The 24080-nt window shown below is 60.7% G+C and carries 17 protein-coding genes; 9 read left to right on the forward strand and 8 right to left on the reverse strand.

Annotated elements, in window-relative coordinates; translation table 11 throughout:
- The first annotated feature begins 115 nt into the window (after positions 1-115).
- Positions 116-1126 (forward strand): beta-N-acetylhexosaminidase, encoded by a 1011-nt coding sequence (nagZ, locus tag JFT63_RS23765; protein WP_057704691.1) that lies wholly within the window; start codon positions 116-118, stop codon positions 1124-1126.
- Positions 1127-1254: 128 nt separating this feature from the next.
- Complete coding sequence (locus JFT63_RS23770; RefSeq protein WP_198844904.1) at positions 1255-4560, forward strand: DEAD/DEAH box helicase; 3306 nt, start codon at positions 1255-1257, stop codon at positions 4558-4560.
- Between the two features lie 101 nt (positions 4561-4661).
- On the opposite strand, the gene JFT63_RS23775 is transcribed toward JFT63_RS23770, so the two are convergent.
- The 3 genes from JFT63_RS23775 to mfd are packed head-to-tail and all read right to left on the reverse strand — an operon-like array spanning position 4662 to position 11389.
- Positions 4662-7352 (reverse strand): DEAD/DEAH box helicase, encoded by a 2691-nt coding sequence (locus JFT63_RS23775; protein WP_057704690.1) that lies wholly within the window; start codon positions 7350-7352, stop codon positions 4662-4664.
- Between the two features lie 9 nt (positions 7353-7361).
- Positions 7362-7928, reverse strand: coding sequence for a CsiV family protein (locus tag JFT63_RS23780; protein WP_057704689.1), 567 nt, complete (start codon positions 7926-7928; stop codon positions 7362-7364).
- A gap of 11 nt (positions 7929-7939) precedes the next feature.
- Positions 7940-11389, reverse strand: a complete 3450-nt coding sequence (mfd, locus tag JFT63_RS23785) for a transcription-repair coupling factor (RefSeq protein WP_198844905.1) — start codon at positions 11387-11389, stop codon at positions 7940-7942.
- A gap of 340 nt (positions 11390-11729) precedes the next feature.
- Between mfd and JFT63_RS23790 the strand changes: the two genes are divergently transcribed.
- The gene (locus JFT63_RS23790; protein WP_057704687.1) at positions 11730-13193 is read left to right on the forward strand and encodes a glyceraldehyde-3-phosphate dehydrogenase; all 1464 of its coding nucleotides are present in this window, start codon (positions 11730-11732) and stop codon (positions 13191-13193) included.
- A 167-nt stretch (positions 13194-13360) separates the two neighbouring features.
- Here the strand turns inward: JFT63_RS23790 and JFT63_RS23795 are convergent, their stop codons facing one another.
- Positions 13361-13894, reverse strand: coding sequence for a chalcone isomerase family protein (locus tag JFT63_RS23795; protein WP_198844906.1), 534 nt, complete (start codon positions 13892-13894; stop codon positions 13361-13363).
- A 214-nt stretch (positions 13895-14108) separates the two neighbouring features.
- Here JFT63_RS23795 and sthA point away from each other — a divergent pair, with 214 nt between their 5' ends.
- Complete coding sequence (gene sthA, locus JFT63_RS23800) at positions 14109-15503, forward strand: Si-specific NAD(P)(+) transhydrogenase (RefSeq protein WP_003189670.1); 1395 nt, start codon at positions 14109-14111, stop codon at positions 15501-15503.
- Positions 15504-15545: 42 nt separating this feature from the next.
- On the opposite strand, the gene JFT63_RS23805 is transcribed toward sthA, so the two are convergent.
- Entirely contained in the window at positions 15546-16268 is a 723-nt protein-coding gene (locus JFT63_RS23805) for a glycerophosphodiester phosphodiesterase (RefSeq protein ID WP_057704685.1), read from the reverse strand.
- Positions 16269-16312: 44 nt separating this feature from the next.
- A complete protein-coding gene (locus JFT63_RS23810) occupies positions 16313-16891 on the reverse strand; it encodes a PilZ domain-containing protein (RefSeq protein WP_198707548.1) in 579 nt (192 codons plus the stop codon).
- Between the two features lie 94 nt (positions 16892-16985).
- On the opposite strand from JFT63_RS23810, the gene JFT63_RS23815 reads away from it, so the two are divergent.
- Genes JFT63_RS23815 through JFT63_RS23825 form a run of 3 tightly spaced genes read left to right on the forward strand, consistent with a single transcriptional unit; the run spans position 16986 to position 20232 of the window.
- Positions 16986-18236 carry a lipoprotein-releasing ABC transporter permease subunit gene (locus JFT63_RS23815; RefSeq protein ID WP_186562325.1) on the forward strand — a complete coding sequence of 417 codons (1251 nt, stop codon included), beginning with the start codon at positions 16986-16988 and terminating at the stop codon, positions 18234-18236.
- A 7-nt stretch (positions 18237-18243) separates the two neighbouring features.
- Complete coding sequence (lolD, locus tag JFT63_RS23820) at positions 18244-18927, forward strand: lipoprotein-releasing ABC transporter ATP-binding protein LolD (RefSeq protein ID WP_019818240.1); 684 nt, start codon at positions 18244-18246, stop codon at positions 18925-18927.
- 60 nt (positions 18928-18987) lie between these two features.
- The gene (locus JFT63_RS23825; RefSeq protein WP_057704682.1) at positions 18988-20232 is read left to right on the forward strand and encodes a lipoprotein-releasing ABC transporter permease subunit; all 1245 of its coding nucleotides are present in this window, start codon (positions 18988-18990) and stop codon (positions 20230-20232) included.
- 106 nt (positions 20233-20338) lie between these two features.
- Here the strand turns inward: JFT63_RS23825 and JFT63_RS23830 are convergent, their stop codons facing one another.
- Positions 20339-21685 (reverse strand): heavy metal sensor histidine kinase, encoded by a 1347-nt coding sequence (locus JFT63_RS23830; RefSeq protein ID WP_198844907.1) that lies wholly within the window; start codon positions 21683-21685, stop codon positions 20339-20341.
- A complete protein-coding gene (locus tag JFT63_RS23835; protein ID WP_057704680.1) occupies positions 21682-22362 on the reverse strand; it encodes a heavy metal response regulator transcription factor in 681 nt (226 codons plus the stop codon). Before JFT63_RS23835 ends, JFT63_RS23830 begins: the two co-directional genes overlap by 4 nt.
- 260 nt (positions 22363-22622) lie before the next feature.
- Here JFT63_RS23835 and copI point away from each other — a divergent pair, with 260 nt between their 5' ends.
- Positions 22623-23144: a copper-resistant cuproprotein CopI gene (gene copI / locus JFT63_RS23840; protein ID WP_198844908.1), complete on the forward strand. Its 522-nt coding sequence runs from the start codon at positions 22623-22625 to the stop codon at positions 23142-23144.
- A 66-nt stretch (positions 23145-23210) separates the two neighbouring features.
- Positions 23211-24041, forward strand: a complete 831-nt coding sequence (gene queF, locus JFT63_RS23845) for an NADPH-dependent 7-cyano-7-deazaguanine reductase QueF (protein ID WP_057704678.1) — start codon at positions 23211-23213, stop codon at positions 24039-24041.
- The last annotated feature ends 39 nt before the right edge of the window (positions 24042-24080 follow it).

Genomic DNA, 24080 nt, shown 5'->3' on the forward strand with positions numbered 1-24080 from the left:
CGCTTGCATCCGCTAAGCTAGCCGCCATGCCGATTTCAGCTATTTACTCACAACCCGTCGTGCTGACCGTGTCAGGTCAGCGCGACGGGTTGTGTGCGTTATTTAAGGAAGGTTTATGACTGCTGCCCTGCAAGGTTCTTTGATGGTCGACGTTGCCGGTACCTGGCTGACGGCCGAGGATCGTCACCTGTTGCGCCAACCGGAAGTGGGCGGCCTGATTATTTTTGCGCGCAATATCGAGCACCCACGCCAGGTTCGCGAGCTGAGTGCGGCGATCCGTGCGGTGCGCCCCGACCTGCTGCTGGCGGTCGACCAGGAAGGCGGCCGCGTACAGCGCCTGCGCCAGGGCTTCGTGCGCCTGCCGGCCATGCGCGCACTGGCCGATAACCCCAATGCTGAATACCTGGCTGAACAGTGCGGCTGGATCATGGCCACCGAAGTCCTGGCCGTGGGCCTTGACCTGAGTTTTGCCCCGGTGCTGGACCTGGATTACCAGCGCAGCGCCGTGGTCGGCACCCGTTCCTTCGAAGGCGACCCCGAACGCGCCGCCATACTGGCCGGTGCCTTTATCCGCGGCATGAACAGCGCCGGCATGGCCGCCACCGGCAAGCATTTCCCGGGTCACGGTTGGGCCGAGGCTGATTCCCATGTCGCGATTCCCAATGACGAGCGCAGCCTGGAACAGATTCGCGCCAATGATCTGGTGCCTTTCGCACGCTTGAGCAAGCAACTGGCCGCAGTAATGCCTGCGCATGTGATCTACCCGCAGGTCGACAGCCAGCCCGCCGGCTTCTCGCGCCGCTGGTTGCAGGACATTCTGCGCGGCGAGTTGCAGTTCGACGGGGTGATCTTCAGCGATGACCTGTCCATGGCCGGCGCCCATGTGGTCGGCGATGCGGCCAGTCGGATCGAGGCGGCGCTGACCGCGGGGTGTGACATGGGGCTGGTGTGCAATGACCGTGCGGCTGCCGAGCTGGCGCTCACCGCCGCGCAGCGGATGAAGGTCACACCGTCGGCGCGGATTGCGCGTATGCGTGGGCAGGCGGTTGCGTCGACTGATTACAAACAGGATCCGCGTTGGCTGACAGCGCTTACTGCGTTGCGAGACGCACAACTGATTGAATAAGCGTCGCCCGTGCTGTTAAACAGGCTTGATGTAGGAAACGTCTTAATGTGGCTGTAGCGGTCTCTTACCCAATTGTAGGACTTGCCCTGCTTTAAATCCCATTGCTGACCGCTGTAGAGTTCTGCTCCATGAATGACCTGATTGCACGTATCGTCGAGTTGGATTGGCAGGATTACTTTGACCCTCGTTCGCTGGAGCGTGGGTTTGAATATGTTGGCGAGAATCGCCTTGAGATAAAAGAGTTCGGGCATGACCGGCTGATTGCACAGTGCAAAGGGTCTGGCCGTAATGTCTATAGTCTGGTGATTACCCTGGAGGGTGCGTCATCTCGTCGGACGGGCTTCAGCTGTGTGTGTTCCTGCCCGGTGGCAATCAATTGCAAGCACGCAGCCGCAACCTTGTTTACGTTGACCGGCCTGTATGACGAGCTGGACGAACCAAGAAAGCAGGAGGTTGACCGTCTGAGTCCGCAGCTCGAAAACTGGCTTGAGAATATCCCCAAGCCCGCCCCTGTGGATCAGGTACAACACAAGAACACCGGTACCTGTTTGCTGTACCAACTCGCCCCCGATCCTTATTCAATGCGCTGGTCACTGGAGGTCTATAGGGCGCGCGTGACGAAAAAAGGTGACTACAGCGATATCAAGCCACTGTATTCGATTGATGAGACATTGCGACGTGCTCCAGCCTATATGCATGAGCTGGATACACGCCTTGCTCGATTGCTGTTGCTGAGCCGGTCTTATGGTTCCTATAGCAACAGTTATCAACTGGCCGGCGAGCCAGGGGCCGAAATTCTTCAACTAGCGTTGAAAACCCAACGTCTGTTTTTTGAGCTGGGCACTGTGCTGGCGCTTAAGCCCGGCCCGGCCCGCGCCGCGCGTTTCGATTGGGCCATGATGCCCGATGGCAATCACATTCCCAGTTGGATCAGCGACGGGCGCGAGTTGGAGGAAGTGTTGCCTCTCAAACCGCTTCATTATCTTGATATGGATAACCTGTCAATCGGGGTGGTCGAGCACGGGCTGGATGAAAATCTGGCCATGCATCTTTGCGCCTTGCCGATGATTCCTGCTGATCAAGTTGCGTTATTCAGTCACCGGATCAGTGCGGCCTCCAGCGTGATTCCGCCTCCGCGCAAGCTGACCGAGCGTGTGGTCGATACGTTGGAGCCTCAAGGATGCCTTACCTTGGGAAGCGACGAATCCTACGTGTACAGCCAGGTCGACTATCGGCGGATGCCTATCCTGGAACACCGCGCAGCCTTGGCTTTCCGTTACGACGCCAGCCTGGTCAGCGGTAAAGGCACTGAGGACATCCTGTTTCTCAACGGCACCGAAACCCAACATATCCAACGCAAGCCGGCGGCAGAAAAAGCCCTGCGCAAGACCCTCACAAAAATCGGCTTCAAAACGGCCAATCGCAAAACCCGCGCGCTGCCTGTCAGTGCAGGAGAGATGTTCGATCTACCCAATGATGAAGCCTGGCTGGCGTTTGTTGAAAGCGAGCTGCCGGTTTTGCGTGAAGCAGGGTGGGACGTCGTCATCCATCCGGGTTTTTATTACGATGTGGAGGCTGTTGACGGCTGGTATGCGGACATCGAAGAGTCGCCCGGTCACGAGTGGTTCGACCTTGAGCTGGGCATTGAGGTCAATGGCGAGCGTTACAGCCTGCTGCCCATCGTACTCGAATTGATGCGTCGTCAACCCAAGCTGCTTGACGCCGCCTACATGGCCGAGCGTGACGATGATGAGCGCGTGTTAGTGAGTTTGGGAGCCCGCACTCTTACCAAAGTTGCGCTGCCCTACGGTCGTATCAAACCCCTGATGGCGACCCTTGGCGAACTCTACCTGCGTGCACCTGAAGGCGATGCGCTGCGGCTCAGAGCGCCGGATGCGGCACGCCTCAGTAACCTGTATGCACTGCCCCTGGTCTGGCAGGGCGGCGAGCGACTGCGTGATTTCGCCAAGCGTCTTAAAGATGCCATTCACGTCCATGTGCCTGCTCCTCAGGGCCTGAACGCGGAATTGCGTGGCTATCAGCTCGAAGGGCTGAACTGGATGCAAACCCTGCGCGAGCTGGGAGTCGGCGGCATTCTGGGTGACGACATGGGGCTTGGCAAAACCCTGCAGGCGCTCGCCCATCTACTCTGCGAAAAGCAGTCTGGCCGTTTACAGGCACCTGCACTGGCGGTAATGCCCACCAGCTTGATCCCGAACTGGACCGACGAAGCCGCACGCTTTACACCACAACTCAAAGTCCTGGCGCTGCACGGTGCGCAGCGTCAGGCCGACTTCACGCGTTTGACCGATTACGACCTGGTACTCACCACCTATGCACTGTTGCCGCGGGATCTTGAAGTTCTGCAGCCTCAGCGTTGGAGCGTACTGATCCTTGATGAAGCGCAAAATATCAAGAACCCCAACAGCAAGGCGGCCCAGGCTGCTCGTCAGCTGGAGGCTGATCAGCGTTTATGCTTGAGCGGTACGCCTTTGGAAAACCACCTTGGCGAGCTGTGGTCGCTGTTTCATTTCCTGTTGCCGGGATGGCTGGGCGATAGCAAGACCTTTAATCGTGATTACCGCACGCCCATCGAGAAGCACGGTAATGCGCAGCGTATGCAGCACCTCGGCGCGCGTATAAAACCGTTCCTTTTACGCCGTAAAAAGGAGCACGTCGCGACGGAGTTACCGCCCAAATCCGAAATTGTGCACTGGGTCGAGCTAAGCGATGCACAGCGGGATGTGTACGAAACGGTGCGCGTAGCGATGGACAAAAAGGTGCGCGACGAAATCAGCCGGCATGGCGTGGCCCGTAGCCAAATCATCATTCTTGAAGCCCTGCTAAAACTGCGGCAGGTGTGCTGTGACTTGCGCTTGGTCAAGTCGGCACCGATGACCAAGGCTGCCAAGTCAGGCACCGGCAAGCTGGGCAGCTTGATGGAAATGCTGGAAGAGTTACTTAGCGAGGGGCGGCGGATTTTGCTGTTCTCGCAGTTCACCTCAATGCTGGCGTTGATTGAAGAAGAGCTCAAGCAGCGTGGGGTTGAGTATTCGATCCTGACGGGAGACACCCTGGACCGACGTACGCCAGTCAAAAATTTCCAGGACGGCAAGACACCGTTATTCCTGGTCAGCCTGAAAGCGGGCGGTACGGGCTTGAACCTGACGGCGGCCGATACGGTGATTCACTACGACCCCTGGTGGAACCCAGCGGTAGAAAACCAGGCCACCGACCGGGCTTATCGGATTGGCCAGGATAAACCGGTGTTTGTGTACAAGATGATTGCTCGCGGGACGGTCGAGGAGAAGATTCAAGCGTTGCAGTTGGAGAAGGCGGCATTGGCCGATGGGGTGCTGGAAGGTGGCGCCGGTGCGGGTTGGAAGTTGGAGGAACGGGATATCGAGGCGCTGTTTGCGCCTTTGCCTGGCTGAGGGCCGCGTCGCGCCCATCGCAGGCAAGCCAGCTCCCACATTTTGATGTGTGAATACATTCAAGTGTGGGAGCTGGCTTGCCTGCGATAGCGATCTAACAGTCAGCGCTTCTCTTGCTTATTAGGCAGTGGTGCGAAGAGCGCCTCGATATCCTCATTACCCAACTGCCAATCCCCCGTGGTCCGCCCATCCAGCACACCCGCCGCCAAGTCGGATTTTTCCTTTTGCAGGTGCTGGATTTTTTCCTCCACCGTGCCGCGGGCAATCATCTTGTACACGAACACCGGCTTTTCCTGCCCGATGCGGTACGCACGGTCGGTGGCCTGGTTTTCCGTGGCCGGGTTCCACCAGGGGTCGTAGTGAATCACCGTGTCCGCTTCGGTCAGGTTCAAGCCTACGCCGCCAGCCTTCAAGCTGATCAGAAAGATCTGCAACTTGCCGCTCTGGAAATCCTTTACCGGTGTGCGCCGGTCGCGGGTCTGGCCGGTCAATAGTGCGTAGGCAATCCCGCGTTTTTTCAGTTCGGCTTCGATCAGGCTCAGCATCGAGGTGAACTGTGAGAACAGCAGAATCCTGCGGCCTTCGGCAAACAGCTCGTCGAGCATGTCCATCAGGCTGTCGAGCTTGCCCGAGGAGCTGCCACGGGCGGGCAGTGTGGCGTCGTTGACCAGGCGCAGGTCGCAGCACACCTGACGCAGTTTGAGCAGGGCTTCGAGGATGATGATCTGGCTGCGGGCCACGCCCTTGCGGGTGATCTCGTCGCGGACCTTTTTATCCATGGCCAGGCGCATGGTTTCGTACACGTCCCGCTGGGCCTCGTTGAGGTCGACCCAGTGGATAATTTCGGTCTTGGGTGGCAGTTCGGTTGCCACTTGTTCCTTGGTGCGGCGCAGCAGGAACGGTTTGATCCGACCGTTAAGGTGCTGCAAGCGCACGTCACTGGCGCGTTTTTCAATCGGCACGCGGTAATCACGGTTGAAGCTCTTCACGTCGCCCAGCCAGCCCGGCAACAGGAAATGGAACAGCGACCACAGCTCGCCCAAATGGTTTTCCAATGGCGTGCCGCTCAAGCACAGGCGCTGGCGGGCATTCAGCTCGCGCGCGGCCTGGGCGGCCTTGCTGGAAGGGTTCTTGATGTATTGCGCTTCATCCAGAATCAATACATGCAAGGGCAGGGCGGCGAGGGTGTCGATGTCTTTGGGCAGCAGGGCGTAGGTGGTCAACAGCAGGTCGTAGTCGTGCAGGTTGGCGAAGTGTTTCTTGCGCCCTGCGCCGTACAGCGCCTGCACCCGCAGTTGCGGAGTGAAGTGCGCGGCTTCATCGAGCCAGTTCGGGATCAGGCTGGTGGGCATCACTACCATGCAGGGTCGATCAAGGCGCCCGGCGATTTTTTCGGTAAGAATATGCGCCAGGGTTTGCAGGGTTTTACCCAGGCCCATGTCGTCCGCGAGAATCCCGCCCACTTCCAACTGGCGCAATGACTGCATCCAGCTCAAGCCTTCCAGTTGGTAGGGGCGCAAGGTCGCGTTCAGGCCTTCGGGCGCTACGCAGGTGAAGTCCTTGATATCCCGCAGGCGCTGGGCAAAGTTGCGAATCTTATCGCCGCCTTCCCATTGCAATGGCAGGTCTTCCAGCGGGTTGAGCCGAATCGCGTCGGCCTTGGCCAGGCGCAACGTCGTGGTGCCGGTTTCCTGCAGGTAAAACTCGCCGAGGGTCGCCAGCACCGGCTTCAAGCGCCCGTAGGGCAGCGCCACTTGCAGCGGGCCGTGGCCATTGGGCAACCCGGGAATATTCACCAGGATCAGTTCATCATCGCGGCGCCTTGCGAGTTTTTCCGGGTTGAGGATCTCGGTGTGCGAGCGCATCAGGTTCAACAGGATCGGCAGCAGGCTCAGGCGTTCGCCATTGACGATGATGCCCAGCTCCAGGTCGAACCAGTCACGCTCGGGCGCTTCATCGACGCTGGCGTACCAGTCGTCCACCGGGCTCAGGTCGAAACCGAAGTCTTCATCGATTTGCAGCTCCCAGCCCTCGGCCCGCAGCGTGGGCGATGAGTTGAGCGTGAAGTTCAGCCAGGCGCTGTCATTGACCATCTCAAACAGCTCGCCGGCGCTTTCAGGCAAGGCCTTGCTCTGGCGCGTAGCGATCTTGAACCCCAGCAGGCGCAATTGTTCGCGACAGGCTTGTTCCAGTTCGGGATGGCGCTTGATCCGCAGGCTCTGGGTTTCCTGGCGCACGATGATGTCGGCGTTCTTTTGCCCGCTGACGTAATTGCCCAGGTAGTTGAACGACAGCGCCGCACGGTGCTGGATATAGCGCTGCATCTTGCCGTTGCGCGGCTCGAACGCGCTGAACTCGACGCTGGCCAGCCACAGGCGCGGCACGGGCCGCACATCCTCCATGACCACTTGCGGCAGGACCACGCGGTTATCCAGCACGGCCTGGAGTTTTTCCAGCAGTTGCGCATCCTGAGCGGCGGCCGGGTAGGCCAGGGTTTCCTGGACCTTGAGCAGCACCGCCGCGATGTGTTTGCAGTTGGTGTGCACCGGGCAGGTACAGCGGCTGTCCACCAGGATCAACAGGCCCTTGGCCGACTCGCGCAACGAGATGGTTTGCCGATAGACATTGCCGCCCGAGCCTTCGCAACTGGCGGTGATGGTGCTGTCGCCGCACTCGACGATGCGCACGCGATTTTCCAGTGCGTAACGCCGCCCGCGCTCCAGGCTCTGCTCTTTGAAGCGATTGGCCCACGACGGGGCCAGGGGTTTGGTCAGAGGCGAAGTGAGGGGCATGGCGCTGGATCAGTCCTGCATGTCGGGCGGTGGTGCGCTGGGCGGCTTGGCGGTCAGCGAGGTGATCTTGATCAGCAGCGCCAAGTGGCCGCCGTCCAGGTAGTTAAGCTGGTTGTTCTTGGTGCGTACGTCTTTTTGGGCCAGGTGTTCACTGGCGATCACGCTGCCGTTGCCGTCGAACTGGTTGATCCAGAAGTCGGCATCAATGTCGGTGAAACGACCCAGTTGCAGGCTCAGCACGCCCTCGATAGGGAATTGGCCGAACTGCTCCTGGCCGTCGGTGATGGCGATCTTCACCGGTTGCTCGCCCAGGTTCTGTTCCCAGGCTTTATGCGCGAGCACGGTGTAGTTGGAGTCGGCGCGCAGCTTGTCGACGATGTTGCCCAGGCGCGGCGGGCTCAGTCGCTCGCCCAGGCGCTGGGCGCCGCCATCCCAGTTTTCCGGGGCGGCGCGGCTGTTGATCACCGGCTCCGCGTTCTGGCGCACCAGGATCATTTCCACCTGGTACGGGCTGTCGGCAAATGCCGACGGCGCAAGTACCACCAACAACAGGCTCAGAATGCGGAACAAGCGCATGGCGGCGTCCTTCAAGCGGATTTCGGGATGAGGCGCTCAAACAGCGCCTCCAGGGTATTGAAGCGTTCTTCGGCACGTTCCATCGGCACCATGAACTTGAACAGCGTAGCCCCTTCGAACTTGTAGCGGTTGGGCTGGCCCTGGATCAGCTTGATCAGTACCAACGGGTCGACCGGCGTCTGCGCTTCGAATTCGATACGCCCACCTTGCGGCCCGGCGTCGACCTTCTTGATCCCCAACTGCTCGGCCTGCAACTTGAGCAGAGTCAGGCGCACCAGATTCTTGGTCGGTTCGGGCAGCAGGCCGAAGCGGTCGATCATCTCCACTTGCAGGTCCTTGAGGCCCTCTTCGTCGGTGGCTGAAGCGATGCGCTTGTACAGAATCAGCCGCGCGTGCACATCCGGCAGGTAGTCCTCGGGGATCAACGCCGGCAAGCGCAGGTTGATCTCCGGGCCGCCGCCCAGGGGTTGATCGAGGTTGGGCTGCTCGCCCTTGCGGATGGCTTTTACCGCGCGTTCGAGCATCTCCATATACAGGGTGAAGCCGACTGCCTGGATCTGCCCGCTCTGGCCATCGCCCAGCAGTTCGCCGGCGCCACGGATTTCCAGGTCGTTGGTGGCCAGCACAAATCCGGCGCCGAGGTCCTGGGTGTTGGCGATCGCTTCCAGGCGTTTTTCTGCATCGGACGTGATCTGTTGGCGCGGCGGCGTGAGCAGGTACGCATAGGCCTGGTGGTGACTGCGCCCGACGCGGCCGCGCAGTTGGTGCAACTGCGCCAGGCCGAACTTGTCGGCGCGCTCGATGATGATGGTGTTGGCGCTCGGCACGTCGATGCCGGTCTCGATGATCGTCGAGGCGATCAGCACGTTGAAGCGCTTGTGGTAAAAGTCGCTCATCACCTGTTCGAGTTCGCGCTCGCGCATCTGGCCGTGACCAATGGCGATACGGGCTTCCGGCACCAGTTCGGCGAGATCGGCGGCGCATTTCTCGATGGTTTTCACATCGTTGTGCAGGTAGTACACCTGGCCGCCGCGCAGCAGTTCGCGCAGCAGTGCTTCCTTGACCGTGCTTTTGTTCTGCTCCATCACGAAAGTGCGCACCGACAGGCGGCGCGCCGGTGGCGTAGCGATGATCGACAGGTCGCGCATACCCGACACCGCCATGTTCAGCGTGCGCGGAATCGGCGTAGCGGTGAGGGTAAGGATGTCGACTTCGCTGCGCAGGGCCTTGAGCTGTTCTTTCTGGCGCACGCCAAAGCGGTGTTCTTCGTCGATGATCACCAGGCCCAGGTTCTTGATCTTCACATCGTCCGACAGCAGCTTGTGAGTACCGATGACGATGTCGATCTTGCCCTCGGCCAGATCGGCGACGGCGGCATTCACTTCCTTGGCGGATTTGAAGCGGCTCATCACCTCCACGGTCACCGGCCAGTCGGCAAAGCGGTCGCGGAAGCTGTTGTAGTGCTGCTGGGCGAGCAGGGTGGTCGGCACCAGGATCGCCACCTGGCGACCGCCGTGTACCGCAATAAAGGCTGCACGCATGGCCACTTCGGTCTTGCCGAAGCCCACGTCGCCGCACACCAGGCGGTCCATCGGCTTGGGCGCGAGCATGTCGGCGCGCACCGCTTCGATGGTGGTTTGCTGGTCCGGGGTTTCTTCGAAGGCGAAGCCCGCACTGAAGGTGGCGTAATCGGCTTTGGGGTCAGCGAAGGCATAACCTTCGCGGGCAGCACGGCGGGCATAGATGTCGAGCAGTTCGGCGGCCACGTCGCGCACCTGTTCGGCGGCCTTGCGCTTGGCTTTCTGCCAGGTCTCGGAGCCCAGGCGATGCAACGGCGCCAAGGCGTCGTCGCTGCCGGTATAGCGGGCGATCAGGTGCAGGTTGGCCACCGGCACGTAGAGCTTGGCGCCCTCGGCGTATTCCATGGTGAGGAATTCGGCGGCCTGGTTGTCGATCTCCAGGGTCTGCAAGCCCAGGTAGCGGCCTACACCGTGGTCGATATGCACCACCGGCGCGCCTTCGCGCAGCTCGGTGAGGTTCTTGATCACTGCGTCGTTGTTGGCGTCGGCGCGTTTTTCCCGGCGTCGGCGTTGCATTACGCGCTGGCCGAACAACGGGCTTTCGGCGATCAAGGCCAGCGCCGGGTCATCCAGCCGCAGCCCTTCGTCCAGCGGCGCGATGGTGATCGCCAGGCGCTCTTTGCTGGCGACAAAATCCGGCCAGCTGTCGACGGTTTTCGGTCGCAGCTTCAGGCGTTCCAACAACTCCAGCAGCACTTCGCGACGACCGGCGGATTCGGCGGTAAACAGCACGCGGCCAGGGAAGTCGCCGAGGAAGTTCGACAGCGCCTCCAGCGGTTGCGTGGCTTTGGCCTGGATCGCCAAATCGGGCAGCGCGCTCGCCGGGAAACGCTCACGGCCACTGCCAGCGTCCACGTCCTGCTGGCTGGCGACCACACGCGGCCAGTTTTTCAGGCGCGCGAAGCAGTCTTCCACTGGCAGGAACAGCTCAGCAGGCGGCAATAAAGGCCGGGACGGATCGACGCGGCGTTCTTCGTAGCGGTTGCGCACGTCGTTCCAGAAGTTTTCCGCCGCCTGTTCGATACCCGGCAGCGAGAACACCTGGGTGTCCTGAGGCAGGTAGTCGAAGAGGGTGGAGGTCTCGTCGAAGAACAACGGCAGGTAGTACTCGATACCGGCAGGTGTAATCCCGCTGCTCAAGTCCTGGAAGATCGGGCAACGACGGAAGTCGACATCGAAGCGCTCACGAAAGCGCGCCTTGAAGCGTGTCACCGCGTCTTTTTGCAACGGGAATTCCCGCGCCGGCAGCAGCTTGATCGAGTCGACCTTGTCGATTGAGCGCTGGTTCTCCGGATCGAAGGTACGCAGGGTTTCGATTTCGTCATCAAACAGGTCGATGCGGTACGGCAACTTGCTGCCCATCGGGAACAGGTCGATCAAGGCCCCGCGCACGGCGAACTCACCGTGCTCGTACACCGTGTCGACGCAACGGTAGCCGCTGGCTTCCAGGCGCGTGCGCATCTGCTCGACGTCAAGCTTCTGGCCCACGTCCAGCACCAGGCTGCTGCCGAGCAGGAACTTGGTCGGCGCCAGGCGGTGCAGCGCCGTGGTGATCGGCACCACCAGCACGCCGTGGGCCAGTTCCGGCAAGCGGTACAGGCTGGCGATGCGCTGGGAGATGATGTCCTGGTGCGGCGAGAACAGGTCGTAGGGCAGGGTTTCCCAGTCGGGAAAATGCAGTACCGGCAAATCCGGGGCGAAGAAGCTCAGCTCCTGCTCCAACCGTTCGGCACTTTGGCTGTCGGCGGTGAGCAGCAGGGTAAAGCGCTTGGCTGCGCTGGCAGCCTCGGCAATGGCCAGGCTCAGGGAGGCACCGGGCAGGTTGCCCCAATGCTGTTTACCTGCCGCGGCAGGGAGAAGCGGTAGACGCAGAACGGGCACGGAAGGTTGAGCTCCAAGCGTTGCGACAAAGTCGGTAATTGTAACGGCCCCAGGTGCCGCCTGTCAGTTGCTGACTGTGCCTATTACGGTTTGTAGGAAATGTAGTGGCTAAGACAAACAATGGCCGGTTTTGACTCAATATGTAGTGCCAAAAAGCGCGAATGTTTAGGAGGGTTACGGACAAGTCGGCACTGTCGCTCGACTAGTGGCCTTCTGGAACCCGCGTATTTACTGGGCTGTAGCGCGGCGGTATTTTTTTGCAAGGGCTTTTTGTTGCCCCTCGCGCATTGCTCAACGGCCAGTCGGGCGACATAATGTAGCCCCTTTTTTCTGCCCCTACATGTGGAAGGTTCCCGTGACTCAGAAGCCCGACCAGTGTCTTGGTGAATGGATCGACCGTGAAGCACTCGCAGAAGCGATGATTCCGCTTATCGGCCAGCTGTACCGCAATAACAATGTGGTGAGCTCGATCTATGGCCGCAGCCTGATCAACCAGTCTGTCATCGCGATTCTCAAAGCGCACCGCTTTGCGCGCCATCGCTCTGCCGACGACAGCGAACTCTCCGTCCACGAAACATTCCCACTGCTTAAAGCCATGAGCGAGCTCAAGCTCGGCGCGGCTTCGGTAGATCTGGGCAAGTTGGCCTACAAATTCCGTAAAGAAGGCGCCGGCCGCAGTGCCGAGCAGTTCGTACGTGAAGAAATGGCCGATGTGGTTGGCCAGCAAAACGCCGCAGCCCGCAAGGGTACCGACGTGGTGCTGTACGGCTTCGGTCGTATCGGCCGCCTGCTGGCGCGCATCCTGATCGAGAAAACCGGTGGCGGCGACGGCCTGCGTCTGCGCGCCATCGTGGTGCGCAAAGGCGCCGAAAACGACCTGACCAAGCGCGCCAGCCTGCTGCGTCGCGATTCGGTACACGGCTCGTTCAACGGCACCATCACCATTGACGAAGAAAACAACACCATCACCGCCAACGGTAACCTGATCCAGGTGATCTACGCGAAGAACCCGACTGAGGTGGATTACACCCAGTACGGCATTCAGAACGCCCTGCTGGTGGACAACACCGGCGTATGGCGCGATGCCGAGGGCCTGGGCCAGCACCTGGCTTGCCCGGGTGTTGACCGCGTTGTGCTGACCGCGCCTGGCAAAGGCAAGCTCAAGAACATCGTGCACGGCATCAACCACGCTGAAATCACCGCTGACGACAAGATCGTGTCCGCCGCCTCCTGCACCACCAACGCCATCGTGCCGGTGCTCAAGGCTGTGAATGACAAGTTCGGCATCGTTAACGGCCACGTTGAAACCGTTCACTCGTACACCAACGACCAGAACCTGATCGACAACTTCCACAAGGGCGATCGCCGTGGCCGTAGCGCCGCGTTGAACATGGTGATCACCGAGACCGGTGCTGCCACCGCTGCTGCCAAGGCCCTGCCTGAGCTGGCCGGCAAGCTGACCGGTAACGCGATCCGTGTACCGACGCCGAACGTGTCGATGGCCATTCTCAACCTCAACCTTGAGAAAGCCGCCACCCGCGAAGAGATGAACGAGTACCTGCGCTACATGGCGCTGCACTCCGATCTGCACAAGCAAATCGACTTCGTCAATTCTCAGGAAGTGGTCTCCACCGACTTCGTCGGCTCGCGCCACGCCGGTGTGGTGGACGCTGAAGCGACCATCACCCAGGACAACCGTGTTGTGCTGTATGTGTGGTACGACAACGAGTTCGGCTACAGCTGCCAGGTGGTTCGCGTGATGGAAGACATGGCTGGGGTCAACCCGCCTGCGTTTCCGCGCTAAGCCTTTGCGCTGAATGAAGAAGCCCCGACTGGTTCGGGGCTTTTTTATGCCTGTGGGTTTTGTGGTGTCTGGGAGGGCCTTATCGCAGGCAAGCCAGCTCCCACAGTTGAAATGCATTTACCTGTGGGGGCTTGCCCGCGATGAAGATGGAACCGTCAACGCGGCCATCACTTGAGTAGCGTGTTGCGCAAACTGTCCGACAGCCCTTTGGGCCCCAGCCAGATACCCAGGTAGGCCTTCGCTAATTCTGCGTCCGGGCTGCTGAACACCACCTGCCCATTAATCTCCAGATTCAACCCGCGCCCTGGACGAAAATCCAGGGCATAGCGATCGCCGCTGCGAATATCCCGAAAGCGCGCGTGCAGCTTGGCTACCTCCGGGTTCAACCCGGCATTGGCCTGCTGGCGCTCCAGGGTGACGGTGGCCGCCTTGATCACATCATTGCGGTCAATGTCGCGAAAGTAGTACAGCGCCAGGCGCACCGCCTTCTGCTGGTCCCAGGCCTGCTTTGCCGGCAGGTCAGCGGGCGCATACAGCGCCGCCGCATACACATCCGCCCAGAGATAATTGAATACCGCCTGGTTTTTCAAGGCCAGCCCCTCGACCTGTGCCGGGAAGCTCGCCTGCTTGAGCCGCTGCGCATCGTTGGCGTGCGCGCTGATCGACAGCATCAGCATTAAACAAAAAAATAGTTGTCGCATAATGGCTCATCCTGAATTCGGCGCTGATGTGCGTCCTGTAGTATGGCAACACTGGCCTACGACGCGACCAAGGGTTAATGTTCGCGGCGCTCGGCCTTCTATAGACTGTGCCCCGGTTCACACACTTGAGCCAAATTGTCCTTCATGACCGCTGGCCGCGGCATGATTTAGCCTGGCGTCCAACCGTACGCCTGGCCTGTTCTGAGGAGTACGCATGGCTGTCTACAACTATGACGTGGTGGTACTGGGTTCCGGCCCGGCTGGAGAAGGTGCGGCGATGAACGCTGCCAAAGCAGGGCGCAAGGTGGCGATGGTCGATAGCCGTCGCCAGGTCGGCGGTAACTGCACCCACCTGGGTACCATCCCGTCCAAGGCGTTGCGTCACTCCGTGCGCCAGATCATGCAGTTCAACACCAACCCGATGTTCCGGGCCATTGGCGAGCCGCGCTGGTTCTCGTTCCCGGACGTGTTGAAAAGCGCCGAAAAAGTCATCTCCAAGCAAGTCGCTTCGCGCACCGGCTACTACGCCCGTAACCGCGTCGACCTGTTTTTCGGCACCGGCAGCTTCGCCGACGAGCAAACCGTCGAAGTGGTCTGCGCCAATGGCGTGGTCGAGAAGCTGGTGGCCAAGCACATTATCATCGCCACCGGTTCGCGCCCGTATCGCCCGGCGGACATCGATTTTCACCACCCGCGTATCTACGATAGCGACACCATCCTGAGCCTGGGCCACACCCCACGCAAACTGATCATCTACGGCGCCGGCGTGATCGGCTGTGAATACGCCTCGATCTTCAGTGGCCTGGGTGTCTTGGTGGAGTTGGTGGACAACCGCGACCAGTTGCTCAGCTTCCTCGACTCGGAAATCTCCCAGGCGTTGAGCTACCACTTCAGCAACAACAACATCACCGTGCGCCATAACGAAGAGTACGAGCGGGTCGAAGGCCTGGACAACGGTGTGATCCTGCACCTCAAATCCGGCAAGAAGATCAAGGCCGACGCCTTGCTGTGGTGTAACGGCCGTACCGGCAACACCGACAAGCTGGGCATGGAAAATATCGGGGTCAAGGTCAACAGCCGCGGCCAGATCGAGGTGGACGAGAACTACCGCACCTGCGTGCCGAACATCTACGGCGCCGGTGACGTGATCGGCTGGCCAAGCCTGGCGAGCGCCGCCCATGACCAGGGCCGTTCGGCCGCCGGCAGCATTGTCGACAACGGCAGTTGGCGCTATGTGAATGACGTGCCGACCGGGATCTACACGATTCCCGAGATCAGCTCGATCGGCAAGAACGAACACGAACTGACCAAGGCCAAGGTGCCTTACGAAGTGGGCAAGGCGTTCTTCAAGAGCATGGCGCGTGCGCAGATTGCCGGTGAGCCGCAAGGCATGCTGAAAATCCTGTTCCACCGCGAGACCCTGGAAGTGCTCGGCGTGCATTGCTTCGGCTACCAGGCCTCGGAGATCGTGCACATCGGCCAGGCGATCATGAACCAGCCAGGTGAGCAAAATACCCTCAAGTATTTCGTCAACACCACCTTCAACTACCCGACCATGGCCGAAGCCTATCGGGTAGCGGCCTACGACGGCCTCAACCGGCTTTTTTGAGCGGCTCCGGCCGGTGGCCTGAGCCGGCCGGGGAGACCGATTTCAGTAATTCCCGAGGGTGGCAGTGGCCAAACCGGGAAAGTCTGTAATCAGGCTATCTACGCCGAAGTCGGCGAGCCTGCGCATCAGCGCAGGTTCGTTGACCGTCCACACGGATACATGCAAACCCTGGCGCTGGGCTTTTTGCAGGCGCTCGGGGGTGCACAGCGTCCAGTTCAATGCCAAATACTCACAGCCGTAGTTCTGCGCGACCTTCAGCGGGTCGAGCCAGGCGTATTCGGCGACCAGGCCGCGTGACAGGTCCGGGGTGAGTTCCACGGCGGCCTTGAGCACTTCCCGCGAACTTGACGTCACCGTGACCTTGTCCATCAAGCCAAAGCGCACGGCCATTTCACGAATGGCCAGCACGGTGGTTGCGGCGCGGGTGCGCGAAGCGCTTTTGACTTCCAGTTGCCAGTGATCGAAGTCGCACTTTTCGAACAGCTCCTCCAAGCGTGGGATCGGGCATGGGCTGACCCAACCCGGGCCGCCTTTGCGCGCGTCCATCTTGACCAAATCAGCCGCCGAGTACTCGACGACCTTGCCGCGCCGGTCGGCGGTGCGCTTGAGGGTCGGGTCATGGATGACCATCAGCTCGCCGTCCATGGACAGGTGCAGGTCCAGCTCGCAACGACGGACGCCGTGCTTGAGACATTCCTGAAAACTGGTCAGGGTATTTTCCGGTGCTTCGCCTTTGGCACCGCGATGGCCGTAGATCAGGGTCACAGTTGCTCCTTTGCGCCAGGATCGCTGGCGGAATGAATAGGTATTCAGAGGTCGTCGCTTTGTTCTCGCGCCAGGCGGCGTTCCTGCGCCTGCTTTTGCAGGATGTAGCGCGCCAGCAGTTGGCGTTGGGCATCGGTCATGGATTCGAATTCCGTACCCACATCAAAGCCGTCGCCCTTGGGATCACAATGGGTCACCCGCGCGCGTAATAACAGGCCAAGCGCCTGGGGCATCAGCACCAGCTTGACCGCCAACTGTGTGTCGGGAGCCAGTGGGGCAGGGTGCTGGAAGTCGATGCCGCCCTCGGAGAGGATCACCGGCTGTGGCGCGCCCACTTCAGCCAGCAGGCCGCGGGCCATGACCTGGCTGAGCAAATCCAGGCGCTTGTTTTGCACTTTGAGGAAGGCCGCCAGGCTGCGGTCTTTCTCGCTGATCTGGCGCAGCAGGTGCTGGGCTTCGAATTCGCTCAGGTGCAATTCGCTGAGTAGATTGAACAGCGGCGAATCATCCAGCAACACTTCCTTGCTCGCCGCTTCGGGGCCAGACAATGTGCTGATTTGAAGTGCGATCATGTCGTCGATACGGTAGTATTCGCGGCGCTCTTCTTCATCTAATGTCGACATGGCGAACCCCAGGTTACGGTAATGGTCTGAGTGTAAAGCTGCTTACCAGACCCCGCCACCGGGACGTCTTCTTTTCCTCCGAACAAGCCCCGACATGTTCAGACCTCTCTTCGTATTTATCGGCACGCGTTATACCCGTGCAAAGCGTCGCAATCATTTTGTGTCGTTCATTTCCTTGACCTCGATGATCGGTCTCGCCCTGGGCGTGGTTGTGATGATCGTGGTGCTGTCGGTGATGAACGGCTTCGATCATGAGATGCGTACCCGCGTGCTGGGCATGGTGCCCCACGCGACCATCGAGGGCGATGCGCCCATCAACGACTGGCAAAGCCTGGCCGCCAAGGTCAAGCAGAACCCCAAGGTGGTGGCCGTCGCGCCGTTTACCCAGATGCAGGGGTTGCTGACCAACGACGGCAAGGTGCAGAAGATCCTGCTCAATGCCATCGACCCGGCCCAGGAGCGCAACGTCTCGATCATCGACAAGTTCATGCTGCAAGGTAAGCTCGACGACCTGGCGCCTGGCAGTTTCGGCATCGTTATCGGTGACAAGGCCGCCGCCAAGCTCGGCGTGGGCGTCGGCGACAAGCTGACCTTCGTCGCCCCGGAAGTCACCGTGACCCCGGCCGGCATGTTCCCGCGTATGAAGCGCTTTACCGTGGTGGGCACCTTCCACGTCGGCGCCGGCGAGATCGACGGTTACATCGGCCTGACCAACCTCACCGACCTGGCCCGCCTGCATCGCTGGCAGCCAGACCAGGTGCAGGGACTGCGCCTGAAGTTCAACGACCTGTTCGAAGCCCCGCGCGGCGCCTGGGAAATTGCCCAGCACCTGGGGGAGACCGAGTACTACGCCCGCGACTGGACTCGCACCCACGGCAACCTGTACCAGGCCATCCGTATGGAAAAAGCCATGATCGGCCTGCTGTTGCTGCTGATCGTCGCCGTGGCGGCCTTCAACATCATCTCCACGCTGGTGATGGTGGTGAACGACAAGAAGGGCGATATCGCTATTTTGCGTACCCTGGGCGCCACGCCGGGGCAGATCATGGCGATCTTCATGGTGCAGGGCACCGTGATCGGCGTGGTCGGCACCCTGATCGGCACGGCGGTGGGCATTCTGGCCGCGCTGAACGTCAGCGCCGCCATTGCCCTGCTTGAAAAAGTGATCGGCCACAAGTTTCTCAACGCTGACGTCTACTTCATCGATTACTTGCCGTCCCAGGTGCAAACCCAGGACGTGCTGATGGTGGGCGGCGCCGCGTTGGTCCTGAGCTTCCTTGCCACCCTGTATCCAGCCTGGCGCGCGGCACGTACCCAGCCAGCACAGGCATTACGTTATGAGTGAATCGGGCATGAGTGAAAAAGCAATCCTGAGCTGCCGCAACCTGGGCAAATCCTACGAGGAAGGCCCGGAGTCGGTGGTGGTGCTGTCCAACCTGCAGCTTGAACTGCATCCGGGCGAACGCGTGGCGATCGTCGGCAGTTCCGGTTCCGGCAAAAGTACCTTGCTGAACCTGTTGGGCGGCCTTGATACGCCGTCCCAGGGCAGCGTATGGCTGGCCGGCGAAGAACTGTCGGCGTTGAATGAAAAGGCCCGTGGCCAACTGCGTAACCGCTCGTTGGGCTTTGTGTACCAGTTCCACCACCTGCTGCCGGAATTCACCGCCCTGGAAAACGTGTGCATGCCGCTGTTGATCGGCAAGACCGCGATTCCCGAAGCGCGCCAACGGGCCACTGCCTTGCTGGAGCGTGTGGGCCTCGGCCATCGCCTGGAGCACAAACCGGCCGAACTGTCCGGTGGTGAGCGCCAGCGCGTGGCGATCGCCCGTGCTCTGGTGAACAACCCTGGCCTGGTGATGCTCGACGAGCCGACCGGCAACCTCGACTCCCACACCGCCCAGGGCATCAAGGACTTGATGCTGGAACTGAGCACCCAGATGCGCACCGCGTTCCTGGTGGTGACCCATGACATGAGCATGGCCCGGCAGATGGACCGCGTACTGCATTTGCAGGAAGGTCATCTGGTCGCTATCTGACCTGTTGCAAGCCCGGGTTTTTGAGGCCGGGCTTTTTCATTTTTCCAACGGTGCCCGCGAATGTTCAGACCGTTATCGATTTTTATCGGCACGCGCTATACCCGCGCCAAGCGCCGCAACCGTTTTGTCTCGTTTATCTCGATGACCTCGATGATCGGCCTCGCCTTGGGCGTATTGGCGATGATCGTGGTGCTTTCGGTGATGAACGGCTTCCAGCGCGAAATGAGCTCGCGCATTCTCGGCATGGTGCCCCACGCCACCATCGTTGGCGTAAAGCCCATTGATGACTGGCAACCGGTGGCGGCCGCTGCGATGAAGAATCCGCAAGTCACCGCTGCGGTACCGTTCACACAGATGGACGGCATGTTCTCCTACAAGGGCGCCATGCAGCCGATCGAGATCAGCGGCGTCGACCCGGCCCAGGAAGGCAAGGTGTCGATCGTGACCCAGCATATCGTGCGCGGCAAACTCGATGACCTTAAACCCGGCGAGTTCGGTGTGGTGATCGGCGATATCACAGCGCGGCGCTTTCGCCTGAATGTGGGTGACAAGCTGACCCTGATCGTCCCGGAACTGAGCAGTGCGCCGGGCGGCATCACCCCGCGTATGCAGCGGTTGAACGTGGTGGGTATTTTCAAGGTTGGCGCCGAGCTGGATGGCTCCATGGCCCTGATTCATATGGCCGACGCGGCAGAAATTCAGCATTGGCAGCCCAACCAGGTGCAAAGCGTGCGCCTGGCGGTAAAGGACCTGTACGCAGCGCCCAAAGTCTCGGCAGATATCGCCGCCAGCCTGGGCGCGGCTTACAAGCCGGATGACTGGACCCACACCCAGGGCAGCCTGTTCAGCGCGATGAAAATGGAAAAGACCATGATCGGCCTGCTGTTGCTGATGATCGTCGCCGTGGCGGCGTTCAATATCATCGCCACCTTGATCATGGTGGTGAACGACAAGGGCGCAGACATCGCGATCCTGCGTACCATCGGTGCCACGCCTCGGCAGATCATGGCGATCTTCATGGTGCAGGGCACGGTGATCGGCGTGGTCGGCACCTTGATCGGCGGCGTGCTGGGGGTGATTGCAGCGCTGAACGTGAGCGAACTGGTGGGCTGGCTGGAGCGGGTGAGCGGGCAGCATATCTTCAGTTCAGACGTGTACTTCGTTAGTAATCTGCCTTCGGAGCTGCAAGGTGGGGATGTGTTGCTGATTTGCTCGGCGGGGTTTGTGTTGAGCTTTTTGGCGACGATTTACCCGGCGTATCGGGCGGCGAAGATTGAGCCGGCGCACGCCCTCAGGTATTCGTAACCTTTAAGACCGCTATCGCAGGCAAGCCAGCTCCCACATTGTGACTGTATTCACAGCTCAAATTGTGGGAGCTGGCTTGCCTGCGATAGGGCCGGCCCAGCTTGCATCAATCTCCCTTGGGCAACTCAATCACAAACCTTGTCCAGCCCGCCTGCGACTCACAATAAATCTTCCCGCCGTGCGCCCGCACAATCGATTGGGTAATCGCCAGCCCCAGCCCCGCATGTTCACTGCTGCCTGCCCGCCTTGAAGGGTCGGCTCGGTAAAACCGATCAAACAGTCGCGGCAATACCTGCGCAGGAATAGCTTCCCCGCTGTTCTCAACCGTCAGTGTCACGCCAGGCTCTATCCGCACCCGCACTTCGCCGCCCGGTGGGGTAAACCGCAGCGCGTTGTCCAGCAGGTTCGACAAAGCCCGGCGCAACATGCCGCGATCGCCCATCGTAGGGGCGCTGCCTTCGCGTACCAGCGTGACCTGCGCGTCCTCTGCCAGCAGGGTAAAAAACTCCAACAGTGCGTCGACCTCATCGCCCAGATCCAGCGCTTCACGGCTGGGCATCAGCAGGCCGTGGTCGGCTTTGGCCAGGTACAGCATGTCGTTGACCAGCTGCGCCATCCATTGCAACTCTTCCAGGTTACTGTGCAGCGCCTCGCGGTAGTCCTCCAGCGGGCGCGGCTGGGTGAGGATGACCTGGGTCTGGGTCAGCAGGTTGGAGAGCGGCGTGCGCAGTTCGTGGGCGATATCGGCGGAGAACGCCGACAGGCGCTGGAACGCGTCGTCCAGGCGCCCCAGCATCGCGTTGAAGGCTTGGGCCAGTTCCGCCAGCTCCACCGGCATTTGCGCCTGGGGCAGGCGTTGCGTCAGGGAGTGGGCGGATACGCTGGCGGCCACTTCGCCCATGCGCCGCAACGGCCGCAGTCCACTGCGCGCCGCCCAGGCGCCCAGCAGGGCGGTCGCCAGGGCCGAGAGGCCGACGGTCAGCCAGATCAAGTGCTGCATACGTTGCAGGAAGTGCTGGTGATGGGTGATGTCGAGGATCAGGCTCAGTTGCGGCGAACCGGGTTGCCCGGGCGTCAACGGCGCGTTGTACACACGGTAGTCGGTGCCTGCATTTTGCAGGCTGTGCAGGCCCGGTGCTGCGGGCACGCTGAGGTGTGGCGCGCCGTCTATCCAGCGCTGGTCGGCGGCGGTGATGCGCAAGGTAAAGTCAGGCTGGTGGTCGAGTTCGGCGCGCAGTTGCGGGCTTCGCAGGGCAAAGGCTTCCCGTGAGTCGACACCCTGCAAGGCGCTGCGCAGGGCCACCAGCTTGCTGTCGAGCAGTTGCTGGTCCAGTTCGATGAAGTGCGCTTCGCTGGCGCGGTTGAACAATACGCCGGCGATCAACGAGACCACGGCGGTGCAGGCGGCAAACAGCAGTGCCAGGCGGCTGGTCAGGGACAGGCGCTTGATCACGTGAACCGCTCCTCCAGCACATAACCCATGCCGCGCACGGTGTGGATCAGCTTGTTGGAGAAGTTGTCGTCGACTTTCAGGCGCAGGCGACGGATCGCCACTTCGATGATGTTGGTGTCGCTGTCGAAATTCATATCCCACACCTGGGACGCGATCAGGGTCTTGGGCAGCACTTCGCCCTGGCGGCGCAGCAGCAGTTCCAGCAGGGCGAACTCCTTGGCGGTGAGGTCGATGCGCTGGCCGTCGCGCTCGACGCGGCGCCGGATCAGGTCCAGGCGCAGGTCGGCCAATTGCAGGGTGGTTTCCTGCGGGGTGCTGCTGCCACGGCGCAACAAGGTGCGCACCCGGGCCAGCAGTTCGGAAAAGGCGAAGGGCTTGACCAGGTAATCGTCGGCGCCCAGTTCCAGGCCATGTACGCGGTCTTCCACCGCATCGCGAGCGGTGAGGAACAGCACCGGCATGTCCAGGCCGGCACTGCGCACCGCCTGCAGGATCTGCCAGCCGTCGCGGCCCGGAAGCATCACATCGAGGATCAACAAGTCATAATCCCCGCTCAGCGCCAGGTGCTGGCCGGTCGTGCCGTCGGCCACCAGTTCGGTGGTAAAGCCAGCCTCGGCCAAGCCTTGACGCAGATAGTGGCCGGTTTTGGGTTGGTCTTCGACGATCAGCAGTTTCATGTTGGGCTCTTAATCGGTGGGTGTAGGAGCGAGCTTGCTCGCGAAAAACGCCAACGATAACGCGGGCTGTCTGGCTTAACGTGTTGTGCTTGAGCCCTTCGCGAGCAAGCTCGCTCCTACAAAAAGCATTGGGCGTTATACCGTGCTCGCCAGGTTATGGGCGCAAGCTGACAAAGTTGTAATCTAGCAGTCAGCTGGCTGGCAGCGAGGCTATCTTAAAGTGCGGCCCAAGCGGGTCACCTATTTTTGGAGCGTGAGAAATGGCGTTGCGTACATCCCTGTTAACGGCGGGCTGCCTGTTGGCGTTGAGCTTCCATGCACTGGCAGATGCGACTCACACCTACGCGTTCGGCCAGCCGGCTCCGGCAGCCAAGGCCACGCGTACCGTGGAAGTCACCCTGCAAGACATTGCCTTCGAGCCCAAGAGCCTGGACGTAAAAGCCGGTGAAACCGTGCGGTTTGTGCTGGTCAACAAAGGCCGCTTGCTTCACGAATTCAACCTGGGCGACGCGGCAATGCATGCCGCTCACCAGAAAGAGATGCTGCAGATGCAAGCCAGCGGCATGCTCACCGCCACCGGCATGGGCAAGATGGACCACAGCGCCATGGGCCACGGCGATATGGGCGCCATGAAGCATGACGATCCCAACAGTGTGTTGGTGGAGCCGGGCAAGACGGCCGAACTGACCTGGACCTTCACCAAGGCCACGGGCCTGGAGTTTGCCTGCAACCTTCCCGGCCATTACCAGGCGGGCATGGTCGGTAAACTGACCGTTGAGTGAGGCGTTTGTTAAGGGGGCGAGCAAAGGCTGGTAGACTGGCGCGGTTTATTTAGCCAGGTTTCCGCCATGCATCCCGCAGCCGAACATTCGCCGCTGGGCAAGTCCAGTGAATACATCTCTACCTATACGCCTTCGTTGCTGTTCCCGATCCCGCGTGCCGCCAAGTGGGCCGAACTGGGCCTGAGCGCCGACACCCTGCCGTACAAGGGCGTGGATTTCTGGAACTGCTTCGAATTGTCCTGGTTGTTGCCCTCGGGCAAGCCGGTGGTAGCCATCGGTGAGTTCAGCATTCCGGCCGACTCGCCGAACATCATCGAGTCCAAGTCGTTCAAGCTGTACCTCAACTCGCTGAACCAGACGGCGTTTGTCGATACACAAAGTTTGGAAGCTACCTTGCAAACCGACCTCAGTGCTGCTGCCGGCAAGCCGGTGGCCGTACGTATTCGCAGCCTGGCTGACATCGAGGCCGAAGGCGTGATGGCGCTGCCGGGCGTGTGCATTGATGAGCTGGATATCAATGTCAGCAGCTACGAACACCCGCGCCCGGAACTGCTGCGTTGCGATGATTCGCGCGTGGTGGAGGAGAGCGTGCACAGCCACCTGCTCAAATCCAACTGCCCGGTGACCAGCCAGCCTGACTGGGGCAGCGTGGTGGTGGAATACCGCGGTGCGGCACTGGACCACGCCAGCCTGTTGGAATATATCGTCAGCTTTCGCCAGCACTCGGACTTTCATGAGCAGTGTGTGGAGCGGATCTTCCTGGACTTGCAGCGTTTGCTCAAGCCGGAGAAGTTGACCGTGTATGCGCGCTATGTGCGTCGGGGTGGGTTGGATATCAACCCTTACCGCAGCACTGAAAATACCCAGTTCCTGAACGTGCGCCTGGCGCGTCAGTAAGCCTTCATACAAAAAACTGTGGGAGCTGGCTTGCCTGCG

Origin of the sequence: Pseudomonas sp. MF7453 (assembly GCF_016405455.1) — a bacterium.
GTDB lineage: Bacteria > Pseudomonadota > Gammaproteobacteria > Pseudomonadales > Pseudomonadaceae > Aquipseudomonas > Aquipseudomonas paralactis.